The 26434-nt window shown below is 59.8% G+C and carries 23 protein-coding genes; 10 read left to right on the plus strand and 13 right to left on the minus strand.

Annotated elements, in window-relative coordinates; translation table 11 throughout:
- Window positions 1-90: 90 nt before the first annotated feature.
- Window positions 91-2346, plus strand: a complete 2256-nt coding sequence (parC, locus tag PH551_RS09555; RefSeq protein ID WP_285192811.1) for a DNA topoisomerase IV subunit A — start codon at window positions 91-93, stop codon at window positions 2344-2346.
- A 221-nt stretch (window positions 2347-2567) separates the two neighbouring features.
- The gene (locus tag PH551_RS09560) at window positions 2568-3026 is read left to right on the plus strand and encodes an SRPBCC family protein (RefSeq protein WP_285192812.1); all 459 of its coding nucleotides are present in this window, start codon (window positions 2568-2570) and stop codon (window positions 3024-3026) included.
- Between the two features lie 81 nt (window positions 3027-3107).
- Here the strand turns inward: PH551_RS09560 and PH551_RS09565 are convergent, their stop codons facing one another.
- From PH551_RS09565 to hemB, 4 genes are all read right to left on the minus strand, one after another.
- On the minus strand, window positions 3108-3989 hold the full coding sequence (locus PH551_RS09565; RefSeq protein ID WP_285192814.1) for a DMT family transporter: 882 nt from the start codon (window positions 3987-3989) through the stop codon (window positions 3108-3110).
- Window positions 3990-4766 carry an arginyltransferase gene (locus tag PH551_RS09570; RefSeq protein ID WP_085777700.1) on the minus strand — a complete coding sequence of 259 codons (777 nt, stop codon included), beginning with the start codon at window positions 4764-4766 and terminating at the stop codon, window positions 3990-3992.
- A gap of 195 nt (window positions 4767-4961) precedes the next feature.
- On the minus strand, window positions 4962-5420 hold the full coding sequence (locus PH551_RS09575; RefSeq protein ID WP_064801688.1) for an RDD family protein: 459 nt from the start codon (window positions 5418-5420) through the stop codon (window positions 4962-4964).
- Window positions 5421-5494: 74 nt separating this feature from the next.
- Window positions 5495-6508, minus strand: a complete 1014-nt coding sequence (gene hemB / locus PH551_RS09580) for a porphobilinogen synthase (RefSeq protein ID WP_285192815.1) — start codon at window positions 6506-6508, stop codon at window positions 5495-5497.
- A gap of 131 nt (window positions 6509-6639) precedes the next feature.
- On the opposite strand from hemB, the gene PH551_RS09585 reads away from it, so the two are divergent.
- The 7 genes from PH551_RS09585 (at window position 6640) to PH551_RS09615 (ending at window position 13222) form a co-directional block, all read left to right on the plus strand.
- The gene (locus tag PH551_RS09585; protein ID WP_285192816.1) at window positions 6640-7077 is read left to right on the plus strand and encodes a DUF6163 family protein; all 438 of its coding nucleotides are present in this window, start codon (window positions 6640-6642) and stop codon (window positions 7075-7077) included.
- Between the two features lie 130 nt (window positions 7078-7207).
- Window positions 7208-7723: a transcriptional regulator LdtR gene (gene ldtR / locus PH551_RS09590; RefSeq protein WP_004673822.1), complete on the plus strand. Its 516-nt coding sequence runs from the start codon at window positions 7208-7210 to the stop codon at window positions 7721-7723.
- Window positions 7724-8157: 434 nt separating this feature from the next.
- Window positions 8158-9459 (plus strand): L,D-transpeptidase family protein, encoded by a 1302-nt coding sequence (locus PH551_RS09595; RefSeq protein WP_285192818.1) that lies wholly within the window; start codon window positions 8158-8160, stop codon window positions 9457-9459.
- A gap of 206 nt (window positions 9460-9665) precedes the next feature.
- Window positions 9666-10964, plus strand: a complete 1299-nt coding sequence (glyA, locus tag PH551_RS09600; RefSeq protein WP_085777703.1) for a serine hydroxymethyltransferase — start codon at window positions 9666-9668, stop codon at window positions 10962-10964.
- Window positions 10965-10973: 9 nt separating this feature from the next.
- Window positions 10974-11450 (plus strand): transcriptional regulator NrdR, encoded by a 477-nt coding sequence (nrdR, locus tag PH551_RS09605; protein WP_003547190.1) that lies wholly within the window; start codon window positions 10974-10976, stop codon window positions 11448-11450.
- A 3-nt stretch (window positions 11451-11453) separates the two neighbouring features.
- Entirely contained in the window at window positions 11454-12611 is a 1158-nt protein-coding gene (ribD, locus tag PH551_RS09610; RefSeq protein ID WP_285192819.1) for a bifunctional diaminohydroxyphosphoribosylaminopyrimidine deaminase/5-amino-6-(5-phosphoribosylamino)uracil reductase RibD, read from the plus strand.
- The gene (locus PH551_RS09615) at window positions 12611-13222 is read left to right on the plus strand and encodes a riboflavin synthase (protein WP_285192820.1); all 612 of its coding nucleotides are present in this window, start codon (window positions 12611-12613) and stop codon (window positions 13220-13222) included. Before ribD ends, PH551_RS09615 begins: the two co-directional genes overlap by 1 nt.
- A 120-nt stretch (window positions 13223-13342) precedes the next feature.
- Here PH551_RS09615 and rfbA read toward each other — a convergent pair whose 3' ends face one another.
- From rfbA to PH551_RS09640, 5 genes are read right to left on the minus strand one after another with little or no spacing between them, the layout of a single operon-like run.
- Window positions 13343-14212, minus strand: a complete 870-nt coding sequence (gene rfbA / locus PH551_RS09620) for a glucose-1-phosphate thymidylyltransferase RfbA (RefSeq protein ID WP_285192821.1) — start codon at window positions 14210-14212, stop codon at window positions 13343-13345.
- A 10-nt stretch (window positions 14213-14222) separates the two neighbouring features.
- Window positions 14223-15110 carry a dTDP-4-dehydrorhamnose reductase gene (gene rfbD, locus PH551_RS09625; protein ID WP_221112329.1) on the minus strand — a complete coding sequence of 296 codons (888 nt, stop codon included), beginning with the start codon at window positions 15108-15110 and terminating at the stop codon, window positions 14223-14225.
- A gap of 3 nt (window positions 15111-15113) precedes the next feature.
- A complete protein-coding gene (rfbB, locus tag PH551_RS09630; protein ID WP_285192822.1) occupies window positions 15114-16169 on the minus strand; it encodes a dTDP-glucose 4,6-dehydratase in 1056 nt (351 codons plus the stop codon).
- 6 nt (window positions 16170-16175) lie between these two features.
- Complete coding sequence (gene rfbC, locus PH551_RS09635) at window positions 16176-16754, minus strand: dTDP-4-dehydrorhamnose 3,5-epimerase (RefSeq protein WP_285192823.1); 579 nt, start codon at window positions 16752-16754, stop codon at window positions 16176-16178.
- Window positions 16744-18738, minus strand: coding sequence for a CgeB family protein (locus PH551_RS09640; RefSeq protein ID WP_285192824.1), 1995 nt, complete (start codon window positions 18736-18738; stop codon window positions 16744-16746). The genes rfbC and PH551_RS09640 overlap by 11 nt, the downstream gene beginning before the upstream one ends.
- A 191-nt stretch (window positions 18739-18929) precedes the next feature.
- On the opposite strand from PH551_RS09640, the gene PH551_RS09645 reads away from it, so the two are divergent.
- Window positions 18930-20039 (plus strand): DegT/DnrJ/EryC1/StrS family aminotransferase, encoded by a 1110-nt coding sequence (locus PH551_RS09645; RefSeq protein ID WP_285192825.1) that lies wholly within the window; start codon window positions 18930-18932, stop codon window positions 20037-20039.
- Window positions 20040-20258: 219 nt separating this feature from the next.
- Here the strand turns inward: PH551_RS09645 and PH551_RS09650 are convergent, their stop codons facing one another.
- The 4 genes from PH551_RS09650 to PH551_RS09665 all read right to left on the minus strand — a co-directional run bounded on the left by PH551_RS09650 (window position 20259) and on the right by PH551_RS09665 (window position 26239).
- Window positions 20259-21473, minus strand: coding sequence for a Gfo/Idh/MocA family protein (locus PH551_RS09650; protein ID WP_285192826.1), 1215 nt, complete (start codon window positions 21471-21473; stop codon window positions 20259-20261).
- Window positions 21470-22651, minus strand: a complete 1182-nt coding sequence (locus PH551_RS09655) for an ATP-grasp domain-containing protein (RefSeq protein WP_285192827.1) — start codon at window positions 22649-22651, stop codon at window positions 21470-21472. The genes PH551_RS09650 and PH551_RS09655 overlap by 4 nt, the downstream gene beginning before the upstream one ends.
- A 207-nt stretch (window positions 22652-22858) precedes the next feature.
- Window positions 22859-25231, minus strand: coding sequence for a glycosyltransferase (locus PH551_RS09660; RefSeq protein ID WP_285192828.1), 2373 nt, complete (start codon window positions 25229-25231; stop codon window positions 22859-22861).
- 111 nt (window positions 25232-25342) lie between these two features.
- Complete coding sequence (locus PH551_RS09665) at window positions 25343-26239, minus strand: glycosyltransferase family 2 protein (protein ID WP_350223848.1); 897 nt, start codon at window positions 26237-26239, stop codon at window positions 25343-25345.
- Window positions 26240-26434 lie beyond the last annotated feature (195 nt).

Below are 26434 nucleotides of genomic sequence, written 5' to 3' on the forward strand. Positions count from 1 at the left end.
CATCCTTTGATATCAGCCGGAAGACTTCATCCACAGCTGCAATGGCCTGGATTCCTTGCCCGCCAGCCTCTTCTGGGCTAGTCAGGACCTATGGGACAAGAGATTTTGCCGCCTTCCGGCGGAGACGACGACAACATCCAACCGGTCGACCTGAAGGCGGCGCTTGAGCAGCGCTATCTCGCCTATGCGTTATCGACCATCATGCACCGCGCCCTGCCTGACGTGCGCGACGGGCTGAAGCCTGTCCATCGCCGCATCGTCTACGCGATGAACGAGATGGGGCTGAGGCCGACTTCAGCCTTCAGAAAATGCGCCAAGATCGTCGGCGAGGTGATGGGTAACTACCATCCGCACGGGGACCAGTCGATCTACGACGCGCTGGCTCGTCTCGCGCAGGATTTCTCGCAGCGTTATACGCTGGTGAACGGCCAGGGCAATTTCGGCAATATCGACGGCGACAGCCCTGCCGCCATGCGTTACACCGAATCGAAGATGACGGCGGTCTCCGAACTGCTGCTCGAAGGGATCGATCAGGATGCGGTCGATTTCCGCGACACCTACGACGAATCGAATTCCGAGCCGGTCGTGCTTCCCGGCGCCTTCCCGAACCTGCTCGCCAATGGCTCCTCCGGCATCGCCGTCGGCATGGCGACCTCGATCCCGTCTCACAATGCCCATGAGCTATGCGATGCCGCCCTGCATCTGATCAAGCATCCCGATGCGACGGTCGAAAAGCTCGTCGAGTTCATTCCCGGCCCGGATTTCCCCACCGGCGGCATCATCATCGACAGCCGCGACAGCATCATCGAGAGCTACCGCACCGGCCGCGGCGGTTTTCGCGTGCGGGCGAAATGGCAGACGGAGGATCTGGGCCGCGGCGGCTATCAGATCGTCGTCACCGAAATTCCGTTCCAAGTGCAGAAATCGCGGCTGATCGAGAAGATCGCCGAGTTGCTGATTGCCCGCAAGCTGCCGCTGCTGGAAGACATCCGCGATGAATCGGCCGAGGACATCCGCATCGTCCTGGTGCCGAAGTCCCGGAGCGTCGATCCGACGATCCTGATGGAGTCGATGTTCAAGTTGACGGAGCTCGAAAGCCGCTTTCCGCTCAACATGAACGTCCTGTCCATGGGGCGCATCCCCAAGGTCATGGCGCTGAACGAAGTGCTGAAGGAGTGGCTGGACCACCGTCGCGAGGTCCTGCAGCGCCGGTCGCGCTTCCGTCTGGCCGCGATCGACAAGCGTCTCGAAATCCTCGGCGGCCTTCTGATCGCCTATCTCAATATCGACGAGGTGATCCGGATCATCCGCGAGGAAGACGAGCCGAAGCCGGTCATGATGGCGCGATGGGACCTGACGGACAACCAGGTCGAAGCGATCCTCAACATGCGGTTGCGCGCCCTGCGCAAGCTGGAAGAATTCGAGATCCGCAAGGAGTTCGACGAACTCACCAAGGAAAAGAGCGAGATTGAGGCGTTGCTTGCCTCCGACGACAAGCAGTGGCAGACGGTCGCCTGGGAAATCGGCGAAGTGAAGAAGAAATTCGCCAAGGCGACCGAGGTCGGCCGTCGACGCACCCAGTTCGCCGATGCGCCCGAAGCCGACGAGGAAGCGATCCAGCAGGCGATGATCGAGAAGGAACCGATCACCGTCGTCATTTCCGAAAAGGGCTGGATCCGCGCCCTGAAGGGCCACATCGCAGACACGTCGACCCTGACCTTCAAGGAGGGCGACGGCTTGAAAGTGGCCTTCCCGGCGCAGACGACGGACAAGATCCTGATCGTTACGACAGGCGGCAAGGCCTTCACGCTCGGTGGCGACAAGCTGCCGGGCGGTCGCGGCCACGGCGAACCTTTGCGTATCATAGTCGACATGGATAACGACCAGGCTGTTCTGACCGCCTTCGTGCACGATCCCTCGCGCAAGCAGCTGATCGTCTCGACGGCTGGGAACGGCTTCGTCGTGCCAGAGGCGGAGCTGGTCGCCAATACGCGCAAAGGCAAGCAGATCATGAATGTCGCGCTGCCGGAGGAAACGCAGCTGCTGGTGCCCGTCAGCGGCGATCACGTCGCCGTCGTCGGCGAGAACCGCAAGCTGCTGGTCTTCCCTCTCGCGCAGGTGCCGGAAATGTCGCGTGGCAAGGGCGTGCGCCTGCAGCGCTACAAGGACGGCGGCATTTCCGACGTCCGATGCTTCGCGATATCAGACGGCCTCGTCTGGGAAGACAGCGCCGGCCGCACCTTCACGAAGAACAAGGACGAACTCGCCGAATGGCTTGGCGATCGCGCCAGCGCCGGACGGACTGTACCGAAGGGCTTCCCGCGCAGCGGCAAATTCGCTGGCTGAGGCTTTACAGCGCCGCGCGCCTGTTCAGGCGCGCAAAGGACGCCGTAGGCCTTGATTTTTTGCCGAACTAAATTCCGCTCTTGGCTCTTGGCGGGCGCGGGAACTTCTCTATTTCATTGCTGTTATCAAAAAGAAGAGAAGGCCGGTTGCGTGGGCGGACGGAACGGCTGTGGTTCGTTGCGCTTCGAGAAGGCGCGCGTGCCCCTACCGGAGGAAAATCGATGCCCGCCAGCACCATCAAATTGCATGTCAGCCACACCTACAAGGCCCCGCCCGCTGTCGTCTACGACGCCTGGCTGAACCCCGAAATTGCCCGCCGCTTCCTGTTTGCGACTGATGATGGTCACGTCATCCGTGCCGACATCGACCCGCGCGTCGGCGGCCGTTTCTTCGTCGTCGACCGCCGCCCGACCGGCGACGCTTTTCATCAGGGCGTCTTCCTGGAATTGAAGCGCCCGCAACGCATGGTCTTCAGTTTTTCCGTCGAGGAGCATGACCATAATTGCGATCGCGTCGAAATCGACATCATGCCTCTTGGTGGCGGAAGCCGCCTGACATTGACCCACGAAATGTGCGCCGAATGGGCCGCGCACGAGGAGAAAACACGGCAAGGCTGGGCGCATGTCGTCGAAGCGCTCGGCAGGGAACTGGAACAGCAACAGTTGAAGGCGACCGGCTGAGCGGCACGCTGAAATTCCAAAGAAGGCGCATCGCGCCGTCCTTGTTGTTATGACATAGGGCAGGCAAGGGACCACGTCGCATCATGCGATTTGTCTGATGCCCTTACCTTGTAGCATCCAGAAGCAATGCCCAGCGATCGCCGCCACCAGTATACCGCCGCCGACGAGTGTCATCGTCGCCGGCGTTTCCGCGAAGATCAGCCAAACCCAGATCGGGGCAAGCACCGTTTCCAGTAGATAGAACATGCCGACTTCAGGTGCGGAGAGGTAGCGCGGCCCGGTTGCAAGACACCAGAAGGCGACCGGCATCATGACGGCGCCGTTGAGGAGGATCCAGACGGGATGGGCGATTGCAAACGCTGAGGGCAGAGCTTGCGCGAGGCCGAGCGCGGCCGGCAGGATGGCGGCAAGCAGCGGCACGAAGCCCATTTGCCGGCGCGAGGCACGCCCGAGTGTAATGGCTGCGGCAAGAATGAGCGCGCTGAGAAGCGCCATGGCGTCGCCAAAGATATGGCCGCTGGCAAGTCCTTCGCTTACAATCAGTCCGACGCCTGATATCATGAACAGCATGGCGATCAGCGTCGCGGCCGGGGGCTTCTCCTTGAGGAAAATCCAGGAAAGCAGCGCCCCGAACATCGGATTGAAGGCGACGATGAAGACGACATTGGCCGTGGCCGTATTGAAGACGGCCAGCACGAAAGTTAGGGAAGAGAGACCGTAGAGCAGACCGGCGATAAGACCAGGTTGCCCCGGAACGAGGACCGGCCACTTGCCCGAAACAAGGCGCATTGCTCCTAATATCACGAGCGTGGCGACAACTGTTGCTGCGCTCCGCATTCCGAGAACCCACCAGATGTCACCGTCGCCAAGGCGGACGAGCGGGATATCCATGGAAAGTGCCAGCCCGCCGATCGCCGTCAGCAGCAGGCCTTTCCGATGATCGGAAAGAGCGGTGGGGAACATTCAGTCGCGCGTGCTTTCGGGCATGGAGGAGGGGTCGAAACGTTCCCAGCCGCGCGGGGTCAGATGCTCCTGCGGCTGGAAACGGGTCTTATAGTCCATTTTCCGTGACCCCTGAACCCAATAGCCGAGGTAGACATGCGGCAGACCGAGCGCTTTCGTGCGCCTGACATGGTCGAGAATCATGAACGTGCCGAGCGAACGCCGCTCGAGCGCAGGATTGAAATAGGAATAGACCATCGACAGCCCGTCGCTCATCGTGTCGGTCAGTGCGGCGGCAAGCAGTTCGCCCTTCGGCCGCTCCTCCAGCCCGGAGCCTTCCTCGCGCCGGCGGTATTCGATGATTCGCGTGTTCACATGCGTGTCCTCCACCATGATCGCATAATCGAGCACGGTCATATCGGACATGCCGCCTTGCTGGTGGCGGAAATCGAGATAGCGCCGGAAGAGTGAATATTGCTCGCTGGAAGGCTGGGCTGCGAATTCGGTGGCGATGACATCGGAATTGGCGGCAAGCACCCGTTTCATCGATTTCGTCGGTTCGAATTCCTGGGCGAGAATCCGCACGGAAACGCAGGCGCGACAGGATTCGCAGGCCGGTCGGTAAGCGATGTTCTGCGAGCGGCGGAACCCGCCCTGGGTGAGGATGTCGTTCATCTCGGCGGCCCGCGGGCCGACCAGATGGGTGAAGACCTTGCGCTCCATCTCATGCGGCAGATACGGACACGCAGCCGGAGCCGTCAGATAAAACTGCGGGGATGGCGTCGTCTGCGTATTCATTTGTCGCGGAAGTTTCCTTGTCGAGACAGTGCCGTTTTCTGACAGCATGACCTAAGAATAGAAAACGTCAACAGCGCGGCGGTCTCCGCCCTTCATTTCAGTCTTCTAATCTTTGGATATGGAGCGTCGTGATGCCGGGTACAGGCAAGGCGGAGAGTTTTTTCGTCTCCGCCGCCAGGTCTCAGACGGCAGGTCTCAGGCAGTGCGCACCGTCACCGTGCCGACCAGGAGGTCGTGGATGAGACGGCTGCGCTCGATAAATAGGCCGGCAAGCAGGATGAGCGGCGTCAGCACCGAGTTGAGGATCCAGAACAGCGCCAGATGCACGATCGCCGTCAGAAAATCCATCGGCCGGCCGTCGACGCGCACGATCGCAATTCCCATTGCCCGCATGCCGAGCGAAGCCTGGCTCGGCCCGCCGACGGTCAGGCCGAAATAAAGGCCGGCGACGATGACGAAGAGGGCAGGGTAGAGGAAGAAGCCGAGGCCGAGCGTGACGATCGAAAGGAAGAACAAAACGATCGCCGCGGGAATGCACAGCAGCGCCACGATGAGGTAATCGAGGATGAAGGCAAAGACACGGCGGCTCAACACGCCGCTATAGGCGCGCCAGTCCTCCGGTGCGGCGTAAAGCGGATTGGGGTTGTAGCTCATCTCGATCTCCTCTCGCAAAAGCGACGCCGCTGATATGGTGTCGGCGGGGCGAAATACAATCATTCGCCTCGAAATCACCGTTTGCTGAGAATTTTCGCCACCTCGACTGCGAAATAGGTGAGGATGCCGTCGCATCCCGCCCGCTTGAACGACAGCAGCGTTTCGAGCATCGCCCGCTCGCCGTCGATCCAGCCGTTCATCGCTGCGGCCTTGATCTGCGTATATTCACCGGAAACCTGGTAGGCGAAGGTCGGCAGGCCGAAGGCCTCCTTCATCCGCCAGCAGATGTCGAGATAGGGCAGGCCTGGCTTGACCATCAGCATGTCGGCGCCTTCCTCGACGTCAAGGGCGGCGTCGCGGATCGCCTCGGTGCCGTTGGCCGGGTCGATATAATAGGTCTTCTTGTCGCCCTTCAGCAGCCCGCCGGTCGAGATCGCTTCGCGATAGGGGCCATAAAAGGCGGAGGCGAATTTCGTCGCATAGCTCATGATGCCGACCTCTTGATGGCCGGCGGCATCGAGCGCCCTGCGGATCGCGCCGACGCGCCCGTCCATCATCTCCGAGGGCGCGATGATGTCGGCGCCGGCATCGGCCTGCATCACCGCGGCACGCGCCACCTGATCGACCGTCTCGTCGTTGACGATCTCGCCGTCTCTCAGAATGCCGTCATGGCCGTGGCTGGTGAAGGGGTCGAGCGCGACATCGGTGATGACGCCGATATTGGGCACCGCCTTCTTGATCGCCGCCGTGGCCTGATTGATCAGATTGTTGGCCTCGAGGCTGTTCGAACCCGTCTCGTCGCGCAGCTCCATCTCGATATTGGGAAAGGTCGCCAGCGCCGGAATGCCGAGGCCAGCCGCTTCGCGCGCGGCCTCGACTGCTTTGTCGATGCTCATACGGTTGACGCCGGGCATGGCCCGGATCGGATCGATGATACCGGAGCCCGGCACGACGAAGATCGGCCAGATCAGGTCGTCGACCGTCAGCCGGTTTTCCTGCACCAGCCGGCGCGTCCAGTCTGCCTTGCGATTGCGCCGCATGCGGCGATGGCCGGTGATGTCGTCGACGAGATGCGTCTTGTCCTGCATGATATCTATCCCTGGCCCATTCCATTTATCGCAGCGCTCATTATCATGGCGCCCGGAAAATCCAAACCGGACGATTGGCCGCGGCGGAAAAACCGCTTGTAACGATCCGATCCCGAACCGATGTTTGCGCTATGGAAACCGATTCCCCGACATTACCGAAACCCACGCTGGCGGATCTTCTCTTCATCCTGTTCCTGAGGCTGGTGGCCGTATCCTGCTTCTGGTTCGGGCTGCAATATTGGGCGATGCTCGTCGGTTATTCGCTGGTCGGGGCCGGCCGCTTCGATCTTTTGAGCCTGCCGTGGAAGGTGGCAAGCACCAGCCTTGCCGTGCTTTTCCCCGTCGCCTCCCTCGGCCTCTGGCTCACCGTCTCCTGGGGGCCGGTTATCTGGGTGCTGGCAGCGGGCGGCCAGATTCTGATGTATGGTCTGCTGCCTGATATTTTCGGGCCCAATAAGCTGATCATCCTGCTGCATCTCATGGTCGCCGCGGTCTACTGCATTTTCCGCCTGTTGCTCTGGCTGGAAAAGCGCCGGCACCGCCGCCAGGTAAGTGTTGATTTACCCTGAGACAACGTGGGGTTTCCGGTAAGGCTCCATTAAGCCTGCGGTTTAAGTCGAATTTTATATGTATTCGATAGGGTCTCACTCAAGGCGGGAAGAAAACGACACCGCCAAACAAAACAGTGAGGCAGTCAATATGAACACGAAAATCAAGCCGCAGGCGGTATCCAACTTCCGTGACCAGCAGGATCAGGGCATCCGTGATCTTTACATGGAATCCCTTCATCTTGTCGAACGTCTTCATCGCCGTCTTCTCGACGTCATCAAGGACGAGTTCGACCGTCAGGGTCGCAGTGACGTCAACGCCATCCAGGCGCTGCTCCTTTTCAACATCGGCAATTCCGAGCTGACCGCCGGCGAGCTGCGCTCGCGAGGTTACTATCTCGGCTCCAACGTATCCTACAACGTCAAGAAGCTGGTCGACCTCGGTTTCATCAACCACCAACGCTCCCGCATCGACCGCCGCTCGGTCCGCATCAGCCTGACCGAAACCGGCCAGGACATCGCCGAAACGGTCGCCAAGCTCTACGAACGCCACATCGCCTCGATCGACAAGGTCGGCGGCATCGGCACCGACGAGTTCACCCAGATGAACAAGCTGCTCCAGCGCCTGGATCGCTTCTGGAACGACTCGATCATGTATCGCCTCTAAGACCCTCGACCTCCTTTCAGGGTTGAAGAAAACCGGATGCGTTCCCTGCGCGTCCGGTTTTGTCGTTTGCGCCCGTGGCATCTTTGCAACGCATGGCGGGCAAGCGTAAGAGCCGGTATTCAAGCCGTTTTTTAGCCGTTATTAACCGGCACGATTTACCTCGTCACATGGTTCGTTGCGTGATGACTCGGCCATCGCCAGCTATCTGCGGTCCAGGCAACACGAATTGGCCATATTGGTGTGGCAGCGGAAGGTTGGCAACCGGCGCTTTCAATGGACCAGGAACGTTCAGGCTTCCGCATCGCAATCTTGTGATGCGGTGGGCAGGATTTTCCGATGTGCCGGGAGAACGAATGGATAGGGATCTGCGTTACGGCGCAGTGATATCGCAAAGCGCCGCGCTTCCTTCATAGCGGCATTCAGTGGTTGGGACTATGTCGAAGAAAAACGGAAATGAAGCTCTCTCGCGCCGCGCTTTCCTTGCGTCCGCGGCAACGATCGGCGCCAGCGCGATGGCCGCGCCGGCATTCGCGCAGTCGGCGCTCGATACGCTGATCAACGCGCCGCGCCGCGGCAACTGGGACGACCAGTTCGATGCTAAGGCGGCGTCGCGCACGGCGACGGCCGTCGTTTCCAACACGCCGATCCTCGGCCCCCAATCGGTCGCGAGCGCCCAGCAGGCGATCATGCAGTATCAGCAGATTGCCGCTGCGGGCGGCTGGCCCGAAGTCAATCCCGGTGATCAGCGCCTGCAGCTCGGCGTTTCCTCTCCCGCCGTCCAGGCGCTGCGCCAGCGCCTTGCGATCACCGGCGACCTGCCGCGGGAGGCAGGCATGTCGAACGCCTTCGATTCCTATGTCGACGGCGCCGTCAAACGCTTCCAGGCGCGTCACGGCCTGCCGTCCGACGGCGTTCTCGGCGAGTTCACGCTGAAGGCGATGAATATTCCGGCCGATGTCCGCCTGCAGCAGTTGAACACCAACCTGGTCCGCCTGCAGACCTTCCCGGAAGATCTCGGCCGCCGCCACCTGATGGTCAACATTCCGGCCGCCTATGTCGAGGCGGTCGAAGATGGCAGCGTTGCAACTCGCCACACTGCGGTCGTCGGCCGTCTGAGCCGCCCGACGCATCTCGTCAACTCGAAGATCTACGAAGTCATCCTCAACCCCTACTGGACCGCGCCGCGCTCGATCGTCGAAAAGGACATCATGCCGCTGATGCGCAAGGATCCGACCTATCTCGAAAAGAACGCGATCCGCCTGATCGACGGCAAGGGCAATGAGGTTTCTCCGGAGACTGTCGATTGGAACGGCGAGGCGCCGAACCTGATGTTCCGCCAGGACCCGGGTAAGATCAACGCCATGGCATCGACGAAGATCAACTTCTACAACAAGAACGGCGAGTACATGCACGACACGCCGCAGCAGGGCCTGTTCAACAAGCTCATGCGTTTTGAATCGTCGGGCTGCGTCCGCGTTCAGAACGTGCGCGACCTGTCGACCTGGCTGTTGCGCGAGACGCCGGGCTGGAGCCGCCAGCAGATGGAGCAGGTGATCGCAAGCGGCGTCAACACGCCGATCAAGCTCGCCACCGAAGTTCCGGTCTATTTCGTCTACATCTCCGCCTGGGGCATGCCCGACGGCATCGTCCAGTTTCGCGACGACATCTATCAGATGGACGGCAATGCCGAGCTCGCGCTCGACACCACGGCCGGCATGGAACAGCCGGTTCAGTAAGCGGCGACCTCAGCATGGTGATTTTGAGAACCGCGCCTTCGGGGCGCGGTTTTTTATGCCGGGAAGGGCGCTGTTTGACGCGTCCTGCCGAGGGGTGCTCACAAAAGAGCTGCAGCGCGCTTTGCCCAGCAAATGTCGTTCTTCGTATTGCCCTTGCCCCGGCGGAAGGCTAATACCTCAGCGCATTCCAGTTGAGGAGCCCGCCCATGACCAATGCTTCCACCGAATCCTTCTTCAATCGCTCGCTTGCGGACGTCGATCCGGAAATCTTCGGCGCGATCGGAAAGGAACTCGGTCGCCAACGGCACGAGATCGAACTGATCGCTTCCGAGAACATCGTCTCCCGCGCCGTGCTTGAAGCCCAGGGCTCCATCATGACCAACAAATATGCCGAGGGTTACCCCGGCAAGCGCTATTACGGCGGCTGCCAGTTCGTCGACATCGCCGAGGAGTTGGCGATCGAGCGCGCCAAGAAGCTGTTCGGCGTCAATTTCGCAAACGTCCAGCCTAATTCCGGCTCGCAGATGAACCAGGCCGTGTTCCTGGCGCTGCTGCAGCCTGGTGACACCTTCATGGGTCTTGACCTGAATTCGGGCGGCCACCTCACGCATGGTTCGCCGGTCAACATGTCCGGCAAGTGGTTCAACGTCGTATCCTACGGCGTGCGAGAAGGCGACAACCTTCTCGACATGGATGAAGTCGCCCGCAAGGCCGAGGAGCACAAGCCGAAGCTCATTATCGCCGGCGGCACCGCCTATTCCCGCATCTGGGACTGGAAGCGCTTCCGCGAGATCGCCGACAGCGTCGGCGCCTATCTGATGGTCGACATGGCCCATATCGCCGGCCTCGTTGCCGGCGGCCAGCATCCGTCGCCGTTCCCGCATTGCCATGTCGCGACGACGACAACGCACAAGTCGCTGCGCGGCCCGCGCGGCGGCGTCATCCTCACGAATGAAGAGGATCTCGCCAAGAAGTTCAATTCGGCCGTCTTCCCCGGCCTGCAGGGCGGTCCGCTGATGCACATCATCGCTGCCAAGGCGGTCGCCTTCGGCGAGGCGCTGCAGCCGGAATTCAAGGAATACGCCGCTCAGATCGTCAAGAACGCCCGGGCGCTGGCCGAAACGCTGATTGCAGGCGGCCTCGACGTCGTCTCCGGCGGCACCGACAACCACCTGATGCTGGTCGACCTACGCAAGAAGAACGCCACCGGCAAGCGCGCCGAGGCAGCGCTTGGCCGCGCCTATATCACCTGCAACAAGAACGGCATCCCCTTCGACCCAGAAAAGCCCTTCGTCACATCAGGCGTGCGTTTGGGCGCACCGGCCGGCACGACGCGTGGCTTCAAGGAAGCCGAATTCCGCGAGATCGGCAATCTGATCGTCGAGGTTCTCGACGGCCTGAAGGTCGCCAATTCCGATGACGGCAACGCCGCCGTCGAAGCCGCCGTGCGCGGCAAGGTGGTCAACCTCACAGACCGCTTCCCCATGTATGGCTACATGGGGTAAGGAGTAGCGATGCGCTGCCCTTATTGCGGTTCGGAAGATACCCAGGTCAAGGATTCGCGTCCGGCGGAGGACAATACGTCCATCCGCCGGCGGCGTATCTGTCCGGATTGCGGGGGGCGTTTCACCACCTTCGAGCGTGTGCAGCTGCGCGAGCTGATGGTCATCAAGAAGACCGGCCGCAAGGTACCGTTCGATCGTGACAAGCTGGTGCGCTCCTTCGAAGTCGCGTTGCGCAAGCGCCCTGTCGAGCGGGATCGCATTGAGCGTGCCGTCTCCGGCATCGTCCGCCGGCTCGAAAGTTCCGGCGAGACGGAAATCTCCTCCGAGCAGATCGGCCTGCAGGTGCTGGAAGCCATGAAGAGCCTTGATGATGTCGGCTTCGTGCGCTACGCCTCGGTCTATCGGGATTTCTCGCTTGCCGAGGATTTCGAGAAGGTCATTTCCGAAATCAACGCCAAGATCGCCCGCGACCCGCTGGACAGATGAGCCATGAGCGTCACGGCGGATGACGAAGGTTTCATGGCATCGGCGATCCGCCTGTCGCGCCGGCATCTCGGCCGCACCGCCACCAACCCTTCCGTCGGCTGCCTCATCGTTCGTGACGGCGTCGTCGTCGGCAGTGCGGTCACGGCGCTCGGCGGCCGTCCGCATGCCGAGCCGCAGGCGCTCGCCGAAGCCGGCGAACGCGCCCGCGGCGCCACCGCTTATGTGACGCTCGAACCCTGCTCGCATCACGGCAAGACACCGCCCTGTGCCGGGGCGCTGATCGCCTATGGCGTGGCTCGCGTAGTCATCAGCGTTACCGATCCCGATCCGCGCGTCTCCGGCCGAGGCATCGCCATGCTGCGCCAAGCCGGCATCGAGGTGGACGCCGGCGCACTGGAGACGGAGGGCCAGCGTTCGCTGGCCGGCTATCTCACCCGCCAGACGAAGAACCGCCCCTATGTGACTCTCAAACTTGCCGTTTCCGCCGATGGCATGATCGGCCGGGAGGGGGAGGGCCAAGTGACGATCACAGGTCCGGAGGCCCGCGCCGAGGTTCAGGCGCTGCGCGCCGAATCCGACGCGATCCTCGTCGGCATCGGCACCGCGATAGCGGATGACCCGCTTCTGACGGTGCGCACGCCAGGCCTCGAAGCCCAGTCGCCGATCCGCATCGTCCTTGATCCGTCTCTTGCGTTGCCGCTGACGAGTAAGCTGGTTCAGACGGCGCGGGAGGTGCCGGTCATCGTGGTGGCGAGCGAGAAAGTTTCGCCGTTGGCGGCGGATGCTGAAGGATTACCCCCCTCTGTCCTGCCGGACATCTCCCCCACTGACCCCGCCGACATAGACTCCCGCCGCACCGCGCTCGAAACCGCCGGCGTCGAAGTCGTCTACTGCAATCCCTATCACCCCGAGGTCCTGCTGCCGGCGCTTGCGACGCGGGGTATTTCCTCGCTTCTGGTCGAGGGGGGCGCAAAGACAGCACGGCTTTTCCTTGAGGCCGGCCTCGTCGATCGAATCCAGCTTTACCAGGCGCCCGGCCTCATCGGTGAGGGCGGTATTGAATCCCCGGTGCAGGCAACCGACATACCATCCGGTTTCATGCATATGAGCACGCGAATGTTTGGCGACGATCGCCTGGACGAATACGAAAGAGGGCTTTGATGTTCACCGGAATAGTCACCGATGTCGGCATAGTCGAATCCGTTTCCCCCCTGAAGGAGGGCATCAAGCTGCGCGTCGCAACAAGCTACGATCCTGCGACCATCGATATGGGCGCGTCCATCTCCCATTCCGGCATCTGCCTCACCGTGACAGGCCTGCCTGATGAAGGCAGCAATGGCCGCTGGTTCGAAGTGGAAGCTTGGGAAGAGGCGCTGCGGCTGACGACGATCGGCACCTGGCGTGAAGGCAGCCGCATCAATCTCGAACGGTCGCTGAAGATCGGAGATGAACTCGGCGGCCACATCGTTTCCGGCCATGTCGACGGCAAGGCGGAAATCCTGTCGGTGACATCGGAGGGCGATGCTACCCGTTACCGCTTGCGCGCACCTGAGCATCTGGCGAGATTCGTCGCCCCCAAGGGGTCGATCGCACTCGATGGCACTTCGCTGACCGTCAATGCGGTCGACGGCACCGATTTCGATGTCCTGCTCATCCGCCACACGCTCGACGTCACCACGTGGGGTGAGCGCAAAGCCGGCGATTTCGTCAATTTCGAAGTCGATACAATGGCGCGTTACGCTGCCAGGCTGGCGGAATTCCCGAGCGCCTGAATTACAAACCTGTACTGCTTTCCGGTGTCGCGCCACGACTGGCATGCCGGGCGCGAGGAACATCATCTGCGCCCCTGAGACGTCCAACTACCGTCTGTGAGGCGGCGCAAGCCAGATGGTTCACCAATCCGGGGACAGCTTCCTCAGATACTGGCCGTAGGCACTCTTGCCGAGCTTCTCCGCGAGCTTGGCGAGTTCGGCCTGCGAGATGTAACCCATGCGCCAGGCGACTTCCTCGGGACAAGCGATCTTGAAGCCCTGGCGTTTCTCCAGCGTGCTGACGAAACCCGCGGCATCGTGCAGGCTGTCCGGCGTGCCGGTGTCGAGCCAGGCATAGCCCCGGCCCATCAACTCCACGAAAAGCTGGCCGCGCTCGAGATAGGTACGGTTGACATCGGTGATTTCCAATTCGCCGCGCGGTGACGGCTTCAGGTTGGCGGCGATATCGACCACCTGCTGGTCGTAGAAATAGAGGCCGGTCACCGCCCAGTTCGATTTTGGCTCCTTCGGCTTCTCCTCGATCGACAGCGCATTCATCTTTTCGTCGAAGCCGACGACGCCATAACGTTCCGGATCGGTGACGTGATAGGCGAAGACCGTCGCGCCTTCGCGACGACTCGTGCCGGATTTCATGATTTCCGGCAGGCCGTGCCCGTAGAAGATGTTGTCGCCGAGAACGAGTGCCGAGCTGTCGCCGTGCACGAAGTCGGCGCCGATGATGAACGCCTGGGCGAGGCCGTCCGGGCTCGGCTGTACGGCATAGGTCAGCGAAATTCCCCATTGCGAGCCATCGCCGAGAAGGCGCTTGAAAGCTTCGACGTCGTGAGGCGTGGTGATGATCAGCAACTCTCTGATGCCGGCGAGCATAAGCGTCGTCAGCGGATAGTAGATCATCGGCTTGTCGTAGACCGGCATCAACTGTTTCGAGACAGCCTCTGTGATCGGATGCAGACGTGTGCCTGTGCCGCCGGCGAGAATAATTCCCTTCATGCCCATCTCCTTAAAGACCTTTATTCAAAAGGTCTTGCATGACCACCATCATGGACTGCTTCCACTCCGGGAGCCGGATTCCATATGTTTTGGCGAGCTTGTCGCCGTTGAGACGCGAATTGGCGGGACGCCTCGCCGGTGTCGGATAGTCCGCCGTCGGGATGCGTTCGACCTCGACCTTTTTGCCGCCGGATTTAAGGAGCTCCGCGAATATCTCTTCGGCGAAGTCCGCCCAGCTTGCTTGGCCGCTGCCGGTCAGGTGAAAGGTGCCGCGCAGCGATGGCGCAGGATCCGCTACGATGCGGGTTGCGATCACAAGAATCGCGTCGGCGATGTCGAGTGCCGAGGTCGGGCATCCTGTCTGATCGGCGACAACGCGAAGATGATCGCGCGTCTCGGAAAGCCGCAGCATCGTTTTCAGGAAATTGCTGCCAAAGGGCGAATAGACCCAGGCTGTGCGCAAGATGACGTGGTTCGGGTTCACCGCCGCGACGGCCTTCTCGCCCGCAAGCTTCGAACGCCCATAGACCGAGATCGGCGCCGTCGCATCCTCTTCGGAATAGGCGGAGGCCTTGTCGCCGCTGAAGACGTAGTCGGTCGAAATGTGGATGACCGGAGCCCCGATCCGCGCGGCAGCCTCGGCAACCGCCCCGGCGCCCGCCGCGTTGACAGAAAAAGCAAGCTCGGCTTCGCTCTCGGCCTTGTCGACCGCCGTATAGGCGGCCGCCGAGACGATCACATCCGGGCGCAGAGCCGAGAAAGCGGCGGCGATGCTTGCGGGATTTGCGAGGTCCATTTCCGGGCGGCCGACCGCACTGATTTCAACGCCCGTTTCGGCGCCGCGTCTGAGCAGCGACTGAACGATCTGGCCCTGTTTGCCGGTGACGGCAATGCGCATCGCTTATCGTCCCTTGAAAACGCCGAGGCGTTCGCCGGAGTAGACGTTTTCGCGTAGCGGCCTCCACCACCATTCGTTTTCCAAGTACCAGTGCACGGTCTTCTCGATACCGGTTTCGAAGGTCTCTTGCGCCTTCCAGCCGAGTTCGCTTTCGAGCTTCGAGGCATCGATTGCATAGCGTGCGTCGTGCCCGGGCCTGTCCGTGACGTTGGTAATCAGACGCGCATGCGGTGCCTTGTCAGTGTAGACGCCGTCAAGGATCGCGCAGATGCGATGAACGACATCGATGTTCCTGCGCTCATTGCGGCCGCCGACATTGTATTTTTCGCCGGGGCGTCCTCTGGATGCGATCGCAAAGAGCGCGCGGGCGTGGTCTTCGACATAGAGCCAGTCGCGAACATTCGTGCCGTTGCCGTAAACCGGAAGAGGCTTGCCCTCTAATGCGTTCAGGATCATCAGCGGAATGAGCTTTTCCGGAAAATGGAACGGGCCGTAATTGTTGGAGCAATTGGAGACGACGACGGGCAGGCCGTAGGTGCGGTGCCAGGCGATCGCCAGATGGTCGCTCGCGGCCTTGGAGGCGGAGTAGGGCGATGACGGATCGTAAGGCGTCGTCTCCTCGAAGAGGCCCTGGTCGCCGAGCGAGCCGTACACCTCGTCCGTCGAGACATGCAGAAAGCGGAAGGCGCTCTTGCTGCGCGCGTCAAGCCCGTCCCAATAGTGCCGTGCGGCGTCCAGCAGGCTGAATGTACCGACGATGTTGGTCTGAATGAAATCGGCCGCGCCCGAGATAGAGCGATCGACATGGCTCTCTGCTGCCAGATGCATGAGGATATCAGGGCGGAAGGATGCGAATGCTTCCTGCATTCTGGCTTGGTCGCAGATGTCGGCGCGCAGGAATTGATAGTTCGGCGCCGATTCGATGGATTTCAGCGATGCCAGATTGCCGGCATAGGTCAGCGCGTCGACATTCAGCACCTCAGCGCCGATCTCGCTGACAAGATGGCGCACCAATGCCGATCCGATGAAGCCCGCTCCGCCCGTGACCAGTATGCGCATCGACGATCAATCCTTGGGTTGTTGTGCTGAATAGGAAAAATGGCTTGGCAGATCGGCGAGCCGCGGCAGCGTCTTGTCCTTGTCGGACGACACCATCTCTCTCTCATCGAACGGCCAGCGAATGCCGATCATCGGATCGTTCCACGCGATGCCCCGATCATGCTGCGGGCTGTAGGGTGCGGTTACCTTGTAGCTGACGACGCTGTTCGGCTCGATCGTAACGAATCCGTGTGCGAAACCAGCCGGTATCCAGAGCTGCTTGCCGGTTTCCGGCGAGAGTTCCTGAGAGAGCCATCTGCCAAAGCTCGGCGATCCCTCGCGGATATCGACGACGACATCCATGATCCGACCGGCAAGGCAGCGCACCAGCTTGCCCTGTGCAAAGGGCGGGATCTGGAAATGCAGCCCCCGGACGGTTCCAGCCTGCGCCGAAAGCGATTCATTGTCCTGGATGAACGCGACGTCGGCCACATTTTCCCGGAACCAGGCATCTTTGAATACCTCCGAGAAGTAGCCGCGGTGATCGCCGAAGCGTGGCGGCGTGATTGCAACAATGCCCTCGATGACCGCGGTCTCAATGCGCATGACTTACCTTTTCTGCGGCCTTCATGACGTTCATCAGCATCTCCGCCTGCGAGCGGCTCTGCATGGCCGCAAGGCCTGTCGCGGCAATGGCATCGCGCTCGTCTACATCTGCGATCAGCTTGTAGCAGCGCTCGATCATGTCGTCATAGCGCTCAATTGCCAACCCGCCGATGAAGGGCTGGAGGTCTGGATCGCGGATGTCGCCTTCCGTCAGCACGCAAACGCGATTGGCGAGCAGATAGGAAATGCGCACGATCTCGAAAACGCCGCTCGCATAGTGATGGATGTTTATGACGATCTTGGCGCGGGCAATCGCCGTATCGCGTTCCGCACCATAGATGTTGAAGAGGTGCGCGACCTTGAGCCCGCTGTCGTTCAACGTCTTCAGGATATGGTGGCGGCGTTCGTTCATCGAGCCGTAGAAGAGGACGTCGATATCCTTGACGGGGTTGTGCTGGATCTGGCTCAGGCAACCGCTGTAACCGATTTCGAGCACACCGGCATGATCGATGCCCTTGGCGGCAAGGTTTTCGCGGTTGCGCGGGCTGTAGTCGAGCACCGGCATCGCCCTCAGGATCGACGTATAGCGCGAATTGATCCAGCTGCTTTCCTCGGACACTTGCTCGAGGTTAATGATGACGCTGTCCTTCGGCAGATGGCCGACGATTTCGGCGGGGAGAAGATTGCCGCCGTAGATGATCGGCGCACGGCCGGCGAATGCATTCATGTCGCGGACGATCGGTGCCGAGCCGCCGAGTTCCTCGAAGGCGCCTTGCATGCCGAGTGCGACTTCGTCGAAGGCGTGGCTGTGATTGTAGTTTTCGGGCGTCACGATCCAGATGCAATGACGATCCTTGTGTGCCTGCCATCCGCCGGCGAAAGGCTGCAGCGGGTTGCGGAGCGGCTGCTCGATTTTCGGCGCAGCTGGTATAGCGGGCCTTTCCGTCCGCACCGGCTGCTGCGGCATCGGGGGGGCGCCTTGGGCCCGCGGAGCATAGGCGCGCATCAATTCGCGGCCGCCGATGAACTGCCCGCGTGGCATCCAGCCCGGCGGATCGTCAGCCATCCAGATCAGATGAGGCTGCTTGATGAGCGGCTGGCGGCCTTCCTGCCACGAGGTCAGCAGAGCCTCGTCACGGGTCTTCAGAAAGGCTTCCTTGGCGGCAAAGAGGCCATGCAGCATCCGGCCGAGGCGGGTACCGAACTTCCATTCGAAATCGGCAAGAGCCGGTACGAAGGCGGCGATTTTCAATCCGGAGGCGGCAGCCTGCTGGACATAGAGCCCCAGCAGGCGCTCGATCACGAAGGGCCGCATCTTCGCGTTGGCATCGCGCGAATAGTGGGCTGTACCGGCATAGGCGGTGCCCGCCGGCGTGCCGGCGCGCGCCTGGTGTTCCAGCGATTCGAGAATGCGTTCGCAAAAGGCGAAATACTCGGACCAGAATTTCCGGTTTCCGCAGAAATAATTGCAGAACGCGAAGGAAGTCTTGTCCTGCGGCGGCGCAATCGGATAGCCGAGGTCCTGGATGTGCAGGAAAATCGGGTCCATACCGGGATGACCGCCAAGCAGCGAATGTTCCCAAACGTTGCTGTAGATCGCCGCGTGGCCGATCAGGGGATTGTAAAGATAGGCGTCCGCACCTTCTGCCCTGGCCTTTTCCGCCTCCGTGACAAAGGACGGGAAGCTCGTCACCGACTTCATCTCGAATTTGCTGGAGAGCAACCCCCAGAATACATCCTCGCCGAGGCCGATCGCCTCGTGATGCTGATGCAGGGTGCGGAAGAGTTCATATTCGCGGGTCGTGGCCTGCGTATTGAACGAGATGTCGAGCGGCATGGCCGCCGCGTCGATTTGGCTGCGCTGCGAAGGGTCGAGGTAAGGCTGATAGATGATGACGGATCCCGTCCCGGCAGCTTTCTCCGTGAGAAGCGCCAGATCGGGAAGACCGGCCGGCAAGGAAGAAATGGGCTGATTGATCGTCAAGGCGTTGTCCTTCGCGAATGGCTGCCGTCTTCGTGATTCACGATGCGGCATTCGTATGGGTGCCGACTATTGGACGTGAAGCTTGCGCCACACTGTTGGCATGACTTTCGCTGGTCAGCTTCGCAACAGGTTAAGCCGTGATGTTCGTACCAGGCCCAAATCCGTGATAGGGCCCAACCCTGGACGGCGTCATGAAAAACGAAAAGATCTATGTAACAAAGCCCAGCCTGCCGCCGCTTGAAGAATTCATTCCTTCGCTGGAAGCGATCTGGAACAATCGCATCCTGACCAATGGCGGGCCATTCCACGGGCAACTGGAGCAGGAGCTCTGCAACCATCTCGGCGTGAAGCACATCAGCCTCTTTTCGAACGCCACCATTGCGCTGCTGACGGCGCTTCAGGCACTCCGCGTCACGGGCGAAGTCATCACCACGCCTTATTCCTTCGTGGCCACTTCGCACTCGCTTCTCTGGAACGGCTTAAAACCCGTCTTCGTCGACATCGACCCGGTGACGCTCAATCTCGATCCAGCGAAGATCGAGGCGGCGATCACGCAGCAGACGACGGCGATCATGCCGGTGCATTGCTACGGCCACCCTTGCGACGTCGATGCGATCCAGAAGATCGCCGATCTCTACAATCTCAAGGTCATCTATGATGCCGCCCATGCCTTCGGCGTGGAGGACGAACGGGGAAGTGTTCTCAATCACGGCGACCTTTCCATCCTCAGCTTCCATGCGACGAAAGTTTTCAACACATTCGAAGGCGGCGCCATCATCTGCCCGGACATCAAGACGAAGACCCGCATCGACCAGCTGAAGAACTTCGGTTACGTCGATGAAGTGACCGTGGTCGCGCCAGGCACGAACGGCAAGATGAGCGAGTTCAACGCTGCGCTCGGCCTGTTGCAGCTGAAATACATCAAGTTTGCCTTGGAAAGGCGTGAGCTCATCGACCGTGCATACCGCGAGCGGCTCCGCGGCGTTGCGGGCATTGAATGCCTGGACCGTTCCGGCGAGACCGTCTCCAACTTCTCTTATTTCCCGATCCTCGTCCGTCCCGGCTATCCCATTTCACGAGATGGGCTCTATGAGTTATTGAAGGAAAACGGCATTCATACGCGCCGCTATTTCTATCCGCTGATTTCAAGCTTCTCGATGTATCGCAGCCTGCCTTCCGCCCAGGCGTCGAATCTGCCGGTCGCAAGCGAAGCAGCACTACAGGTGCTCTGCCTTCCCATCTATCCGGACATGGAGATTGAGATCGTCGACAAGGTTTGTGGGCTGATCGAGTCAGTTTGAAAACGCGATATTCCGGATGTCGTATCGCACCGCAGATAGAAACGATCTGCGGTGCGATATGCGCGCCAATAGGCCAGGCGGCCCGCCTTGTCAGCAGATTGGGAACGCGGGCCCTGCCTGCCAAAACAAGTAATTGCCAACCGCGCATGCAGCCGGCTGCTCATACGAAAGCGGCGTGACCATCGATCACGCCGCTTTCTTATCTTGTAGAGGATAGATTTAGAGTGCCAGTTGCGGAGCTTGGATTTCGAGCCGGTCTATCGCCGGGCGTCGTACGCCTCGCGGCTCAACCTCGACCCAGCGCTTTTCAAGCCGCGAGCATTCGATCGCTTCCAGCAGCAGCAGTCCTTCTTCCGCCTCATTGAACCCGAGCACATAGGGGTGAGGCAAGCGAGTGGTACCGGTCTTGTGTTGCAGCAGGGCGTCCGCCAGGTCGGCATAATAATTTGCGAAAGCTTCGATGAAGCCCGAAGGATGACCCGCCTTGAACCGCTCATAGCGGCTCGCGTTGGCGATCATAATTTCCGGGCTGGCGCGATCGAGGACCTGCCTGCGGCCGCTGCGGTCGTAGAAATAGGCAATCTCGGGGTTTTCCTGAAGCCATTCGATTGATGCCTTGGAGCCATAGAGCCGAACACGCAGCCCGTTGCGTTGCCCGAGCGCTGTCTTGCCGTACCACATGCTGCAATGCAGGCCGCCGGCGCAGCGCACAAGCGCCTGTACATTGTCGAGTACCTGCGGAAAGTTGCCGAAACTCTGGCTGGTCGCGCAGACTTCTTCCGGCTCCCGCTGGGTAAGAAAATGAAGCAACGAGTGCACATGAACGCCGAGATCGAGCGAAACGGTCGGCACGGGACCGTCACGCAAGCGCCAATCCTGTGGCGTCATCGGCGTCCCGTCGCGGCGGAAACGGAGGAAGCTCTCCTGCGGCATCTCAATATGGATCTGCTGCAATTCACCGAAAACACCATGCTCGACCATGCCGCGGATTTCGCGGAGCATGGGGTACCCCGTGTAATTGTAGGTTACGGCCAAAAAGGTCCCGTTACTGCGCGCATTGTCGATCATGCGCGTCTCGGCGCTCGAGCCGGCAAGGGCCTTTTCCGAGATCACCGGAATACCCGCCTCGAGTGCGCCGACAACCTGCTTCGTATGTTGCTGCGTCGGCGTAAGCACGACGAGAGCATCGATGTTGCCGGCTTCTTTCGATAGCAACTTATCGAAGTCGGCATGGCAGCGCTCCGGCAAAATGCGGTACTGTTCCGCTGTCTCGCGATTGATCTCGCCGTGGCGGCTGAAGCAGCCGGCGACGAGATCGAATTTCTGATCAAGTTCGATTGCATCGCGATGAGCGCGACCTACAGCAGAATTGACGGCGCCGCCCAGAAAGGCGAGGCGCAGCTTTCCCGCTACTCCCTGGCTTGAGCGGCTCATGCGAGGTCTCCTTGCATCGTTTGGAGCGAAATGAACGTTTTGAAATCCGGCGCCACCTTCAGCATCTCGTCTTGCGTCTCGAAACGGGCGTAGAGGATGGCGAGCTTGTCGAGCGGTGCCGAATTCATCGGTTTGCCCGTGGTCTTGAGTTGTGCAATGCGGACATCGGATGATGGAATGGAATGTGAGAAGGAAAACGGCGTCGAGGGCCTGACGGAGGTGATGGTGTGGCGCCCAAAAAACAGCGGCGGTTTGAAGCGCGGATTGACCGAAAATTCCTCGCCCAGCAGCAGCGTTATGACCAGGTCGGCATAATCGATGCCGAGAGACTGGTCGACAAGTGAGCCGTAAAGATCACCCGGGCACCGTCGCATGCATTCGACTATCCAGACATCGTCGTCATTTGACAGGAACTGCGTATGGATGAGGCCGTCCTGCAGTCCGAGCAGCTTGACGACACGCGCCATAATGGCACGCGTCTTCGAACGGACAGTTTCGGAGAGTCGCGACGGATGATTCGATGAATCGACCTGGTATGGGTAGACTGTGCAATATTCGTCGACGAAGACGTCGAAGACGATTTCCTGGTCCTTGATGAAGGCGGAATGGCTGTGCAGGCTGCCTTCGACGAATTCCTCTATAACGATCTCCGCCGCGCGCGAGTTGCGCCGGGCGTCGGCGACGGCGTCCGCAAGTTCTGTCTTGTCGAAAACCTTCGTGACGCCACGACCGCTGAAACTGTCGCTTGGCTTTACAAGCAGCGGGTAGCGCAGTGCGCCGGTCTCGACCGGCGAGTCGCCATGCAGACGCACCGAACGTGGGGCAGGGATATCGTACTGCTCGGTGAAGCTGCGGAACGCCTGCTTGGTGTGAATGATGGTCGCAGTTTCCAGCGAATCGAAGCGCGGGAATCCGAGCTTTTCGGCGACGAAGGTGGTCGACATATAGGCAACGTCATTGCCGGTCGGCACGATGAAATCGAAATCGCCGCTCTCGACGAGGGAGAGCAGCACGGTCGGATCGCTGTAGTCGATGAAATGCGATTGATCTGCATGCGCGTGGCAGGGCTCATCCGGCCGGTTTCCGCACACGGAAATATGCAGGCCGCGCCTTTTCAGCGCGAATAGAAGGGGAACTGCGCTGAAGTTGCTGCCGACCAGCAATGCTCTCTTGGTCATTCTCAAATCCCTCCCACATCCCCTGACGAGTTAGGGGCGTTCCGCATCAAACCGCTGGAGCAGCAGATTGACAGCTCTCTTCCATCCGCTTCCGGTGTTCAAAGACTCGAAAATGGATGCGGTGATCAAAATCGTAGGCCGCGGGCGTTTCCCGAGGCTTGCTGATCGAGGCGGTGGACTTTCCATCGCTCCGATCTGCGTTCAGCGCTACAGGATGACTTTCTGCAGAATGCGTTGGGGGCTTATGCCGAGAGCCTCAATCTGATCGTAGATTTCCGGCGCGCTTTGCACGGCGCCGATCATAATCGGCAGGTCATCCGACAGGGCCGAATGAGGAGAGCGCACTTCAATGCCGCCGAGCCTCTGGTCGATCATTTCGGGACGCGGATCAATGAAATAAGCGATTTTGCTCGTTTTAAAAAACTGCGACTTGCGGCGAATGATCTGAGCCTGTCCGCCGATCCCCCAAACCACAACGCCCTCAGGATGGGCCGGCTCGAATGCCGTCTCCAGCACCGAAGGTTGCAGCTTGGATTTCAGCAATTCCAGGGTAGCCGGCGTAACCGTCAAAATCCGCTGCCAAACGAGATCGTCAAGGAAAATGAGGCGCGCGCCGCGAACTCTCAGCAGATGGTGAAGTTCTACGATCGACACTAACTGGTCATCGGTCACGCGATCCGTTTTGAAATCGCAGCTGATTTGGAAGTTGCAATCGGTAAGGCCATTCTCGACGATCAGGTCGGCATATTGCCGAAGTTCGTCTGAGGAGCTGTTTTCCGGCAAAAGAATATATTTTATGACGACATTGCGCGAAGAGCAGGCAGCATAGCGGCGCAGGTTTTCGAATACCCGCTCGAAATGTTTATACTTGCGGATCTCACTGAAATTCTTGCTATTTCCGGCGTCGATGCTGGTAACGATATGGGCTTGGTCCTTCCGAAGAAGGTCGGCAAGGGTCTCCGAATACATCGTCGCGTTAGTGATGACCCGTTGCTTTACATCGGAAATGCCCTCGGCCAGCTTGCTGAGAAGCTCGTCGAAGCGCGGCTCGACCGTCGGTTCGCCGCCGCCCCAGACGATATATTCCATGTTCTCGAGCGCCTTCGCATCCTTCAACGTGTCGATAAAGGCGCCGGCGTCATAGGCGGGCTTCTTGCCGCCAAAATACGTTTCGCTGCAATAGGTGCAGCGCATATTGCAAAGCGAGTGATGCTCGAAGGAAAGATACTTGACGCCTTGATCGAGCGGCCGGCCCCAATCCTCGAATTTCAAGAAGGGACAACCGCGGCATTCATCCGAGTTGTCTCGGTTGATCTCGAGGAACAGGGCATCTTTTGCCTGCTTGATATCGCTGTAGGTGAACTGGAAATCCTTGCCGTTGCCGCCAAAAAGAACCACATCGCCTTTCAGTTCGCCTTCATAGGTGAAGCGCTTGCAGCAGGTACGCACCTCGCCAGGCCCGAGCAGAATGGAATGATGAAGGTCGTAGCAGCTCCAGAGCTTCGGCGCGATCTCCGCGAAGACTCTCAGCATATCTTCGGTCGTATCGCCTTTTTCCATGCCGTTCATAAAGGCATCGAAGGTGATCCGATATTTGGTGCGGAAGCCGGATGGCGGAACCGGCAGGGGATAGGCAATCTCGGCAAGCTTCATTGAGCGCACGACACGGCCGTGAAGCGTGGAGAGAATTTTGCCGGCATCCTCGAGCTTGACCACCTTGCCGGGCAGCAGCCTGAGCAGGCGAGACGCGGTCACGTTAATGATGCCGGTCAGGAAAGGATTTTTCAGGTCAGGCCACATCGGCGTGTCCGCCACGAGCGCATGCATGGCATCGAGCGCATCGAAGAAGCCGTCGACATGACGGGTGCTGAGCGAATTTACGATTGAGCCCTGGGTATCGAGCTTGCGGTAGATCTGCCTGTCAAGACTCTTGACAGAACGCGCGCGCATCAGCGCGTGAAACATATAATCGACGTCCTCGTGAAGGCCGCCGCGGAACATGATGTTATTGTCTAGGAGGAAACGGCGGCGGAACAGATGGAAGATGACTGATCGATCAACGCGATCCTGAAGATAATCCGCCAGCCTTTCGGCGCCCTCGACTCGGGCGAGATCCTCGCGGATGCTGGCTTTCAGGCTATTGCCGGTTTCTGCGTCATAAAGGCTGGAGTTGAACGCGAGAATATCCGTGAAGTCTTCGACGGATGCCTGAAGCATCTCCAGAAAGTTGTTCTCCACGACGTCGTCGGCATCCACGAAGCAAATCCATTCGCCTTTTGCTCTGAGTACCCCTGCATTCCTGGCAATGCCGGGTCCGCCGTTGCTGTCGAGGCGCAGGACGCTAATGTTATTGTGCCCACGACCTATCTCTTCGGCTTTAGAGATCGTGTCGTCCGCCGAGCAATCGTCGACGACAATAATTTCAAATGCCGTCTGCCCCTGCTGACTTAATAGGCTCTGCAGGCATCGCCCGATGACGTTTGATGCGTTGTAGGCGGGAACGACGACGGAAAAAGACGCCTGCACGATCTGCTCGCGTCCGCCGAAACCCGCCATAGTATCATCCAGCAACTGCATCATTTGAAACCCTCTGTCTGCATGATCGCGCCATGTCGACCATCAATTAAATCGTGAGAATTGCGCGAAACGTGCGGGTATAGTGAATCTCGCCGGGATCGAGCGACCCAACCGCTACGCGCTCCATCGCCCGACATCATCAAGCAGCGCGCTCAGGCGAGCGATCCTCGCATCGAGTTCTGGAAAGGCGGCGCGCCAATACTGGTAGACATTGATCAGATTGCGATAGGAGACCGGCAAATCCTGCGGGCTGAGGAATCCGTTGGCGTGCGCATAGTTCAGAATGTCTTCGTAAAAGACGATGGCGTAGATGAAGATCGGGTTCGTGGTGTGGTTTGATTTGGAATTGGAATGCTGCCGGAAATAGGAAAGCGGGTGCGGATGGGCGACGAACGCGCCTTCCTTGGCGAGTTCTGTCCAGCCTGAAAGATCAAGAAGGCCACGGAAGACCCCGTTTTCGGGCCTGAAAAGGCGGAACTCGCCATTTCCGTCAAAGCAGTCCGCCTTACGCATCATCACGGTCGAATATTCGCCGATAAGGTTGAGGTGATGCATCGCGGTCAAGCGGATGAAATCCCGGCCTTCGATGATCTTCAAACCCCGATCGACTTGGAAATGGTTGATCAGGTTGATGAAGTTGTTCCTCTCGTCGATCACGTGCCGCGGTGAAAAGGCAAGTTTCGTCCCTCTGCCGTGCGTCGCCTCCAGCGCTTCGAGAAGAAACTGCACGCAGAAAGGGCTAAGCACGTCGTCATCGAACAGAAATTTGATGTATTCGCCCTCAGCGAGACCCGCCAGCCTCATGATATTGGTGTATTCGCCGGGATGGGGATTGCGGCTATAAGCAATGAGGCTGGAATACCGTGAACAGATTGCCTCGATGGCGTCCGTCGGGCAATCGTCCGAGACAATGATCTCGACATCCGCATAGCTTTGCGCGATTGCGCTCTTTAGGGCGAGTTCAAAGAAATCAGGCTTGTAGGCCGGTATACAGATCGACACGCGCGGCAAATGCTTCTCCCTTGAAACGCTTCTCTCCAGCCTCAGTCGGCGAGAGCGGTGATCGCTTCGCCGAAGGACCAAGCAGACCGCTGGCCATGACCATAGAATTCGGGCATTACGCGAGGCTTGCGCAGCAGGGCAGGAAAAATTGGCCAAAGACGCCTCGGATCTCGCTCGATAGCTGCATGATTGCTGGGAGAAGGT

The organism is Rhizobium atlanticum (assembly GCF_030182485.1).
Classification (GTDB): domain Bacteria; phylum Pseudomonadota; class Alphaproteobacteria; order Rhizobiales; family Rhizobiaceae; genus Rhizobium.

Bases quoted from the DNA above. Each gene is read 5' to 3' on its own strand.
- parC (WP_285192811.1), top strand. From the start codon at position 91: ATGGGACAAGAGATTTTGCCGCCTTCCGGCGGAGACGACGACAACATC.
- PH551_RS09560 (WP_285192812.1), top strand. From the start codon at position 2,568: ATGCCCGCCAGCACCATCAAATTGCATGTCAGCCACACCTACAAGGCC.
- PH551_RS09565 (WP_285192814.1), bottom strand. From the start codon at position 3,989: ATGTTCCCCACCGCTCTTTCCGATCATCGGAAAGGCCTGCTGCTGACG.
- PH551_RS09570 (WP_085777700.1), bottom strand. From the start codon at position 4,766: ATGAATACGCAGACGACGCCATCCCCGCAGTTTTATCTGACGGCTCCG.
- PH551_RS09575 (WP_064801688.1), bottom strand. From the start codon at position 5,420: ATGAGCTACAACCCCAATCCGCTTTACGCCGCACCGGAGGACTGGCGC.
- hemB (WP_285192815.1), bottom strand. From the start codon at position 6,508: ATGCAGGACAAGACGCATCTCGTCGACGACATCACCGGCCATCGCCGC.
- PH551_RS09585 (WP_285192816.1), top strand. From the start codon at position 6,640: ATGGAAACCGATTCCCCGACATTACCGAAACCCACGCTGGCGGATCTT.
- ldtR (WP_004673822.1), top strand. From the start codon at position 7,208: ATGAACACGAAAATCAAGCCGCAGGCGGTATCCAACTTCCGTGACCAG.
- PH551_RS09595 (WP_285192818.1), top strand. From the start codon at position 8,158: ATGTCGAAGAAAAACGGAAATGAAGCTCTCTCGCGCCGCGCTTTCCTT.
- glyA (WP_085777703.1), top strand. From the start codon at position 9,666: ATGACCAATGCTTCCACCGAATCCTTCTTCAATCGCTCGCTTGCGGAC.
- nrdR (WP_003547190.1), top strand. From the start codon at position 10,974: ATGCGCTGCCCTTATTGCGGTTCGGAAGATACCCAGGTCAAGGATTCG.
- ribD (WP_285192819.1), top strand. From the start codon at position 11,454: ATGAGCGTCACGGCGGATGACGAAGGTTTCATGGCATCGGCGATCCGC.
- PH551_RS09615 (WP_285192820.1), top strand. From the start codon at position 12,611: ATGTTCACCGGAATAGTCACCGATGTCGGCATAGTCGAATCCGTTTCC.
- rfbA (WP_285192821.1), bottom strand. From the start codon at position 14,212: ATGAAGGGAATTATTCTCGCCGGCGGCACAGGCACACGTCTGCATCCG.
- rfbD (WP_221112329.1), bottom strand. From the start codon at position 15,110: ATGCGCATTGCCGTCACCGGCAAACAGGGCCAGATCGTTCAGTCGCTG.
- rfbB (WP_285192822.1), bottom strand. From the start codon at position 16,169: ATGCGCATACTGGTCACGGGCGGAGCGGGCTTCATCGGATCGGCATTG.
- rfbC (WP_285192823.1), bottom strand. From the start codon at position 16,754: ATGCGCATTGAGACCGCGGTCATCGAGGGCATTGTTGCAATCACGCCG.
- PH551_RS09645 (WP_285192825.1), top strand. From the start codon at position 18,930: ATGAAAAACGAAAAGATCTATGTAACAAAGCCCAGCCTGCCGCCGCTT.
- PH551_RS09650 (WP_285192826.1), bottom strand. From the start codon at position 21,473: ATGAGCCGCTCAAGCCAGGGAGTAGCGGGAAAGCTGCGCCTCGCCTTT.
- PH551_RS09655 (WP_285192827.1), bottom strand. From the start codon at position 22,651: ATGACCAAGAGAGCATTGCTGGTCGGCAGCAACTTCAGCGCAGTTCCC.
- PH551_RS09660 (WP_285192828.1), bottom strand. From the start codon at position 25,231: ATGATGCAGTTGCTGGATGATACTATGGCGGGTTTCGGCGGACGCGAG.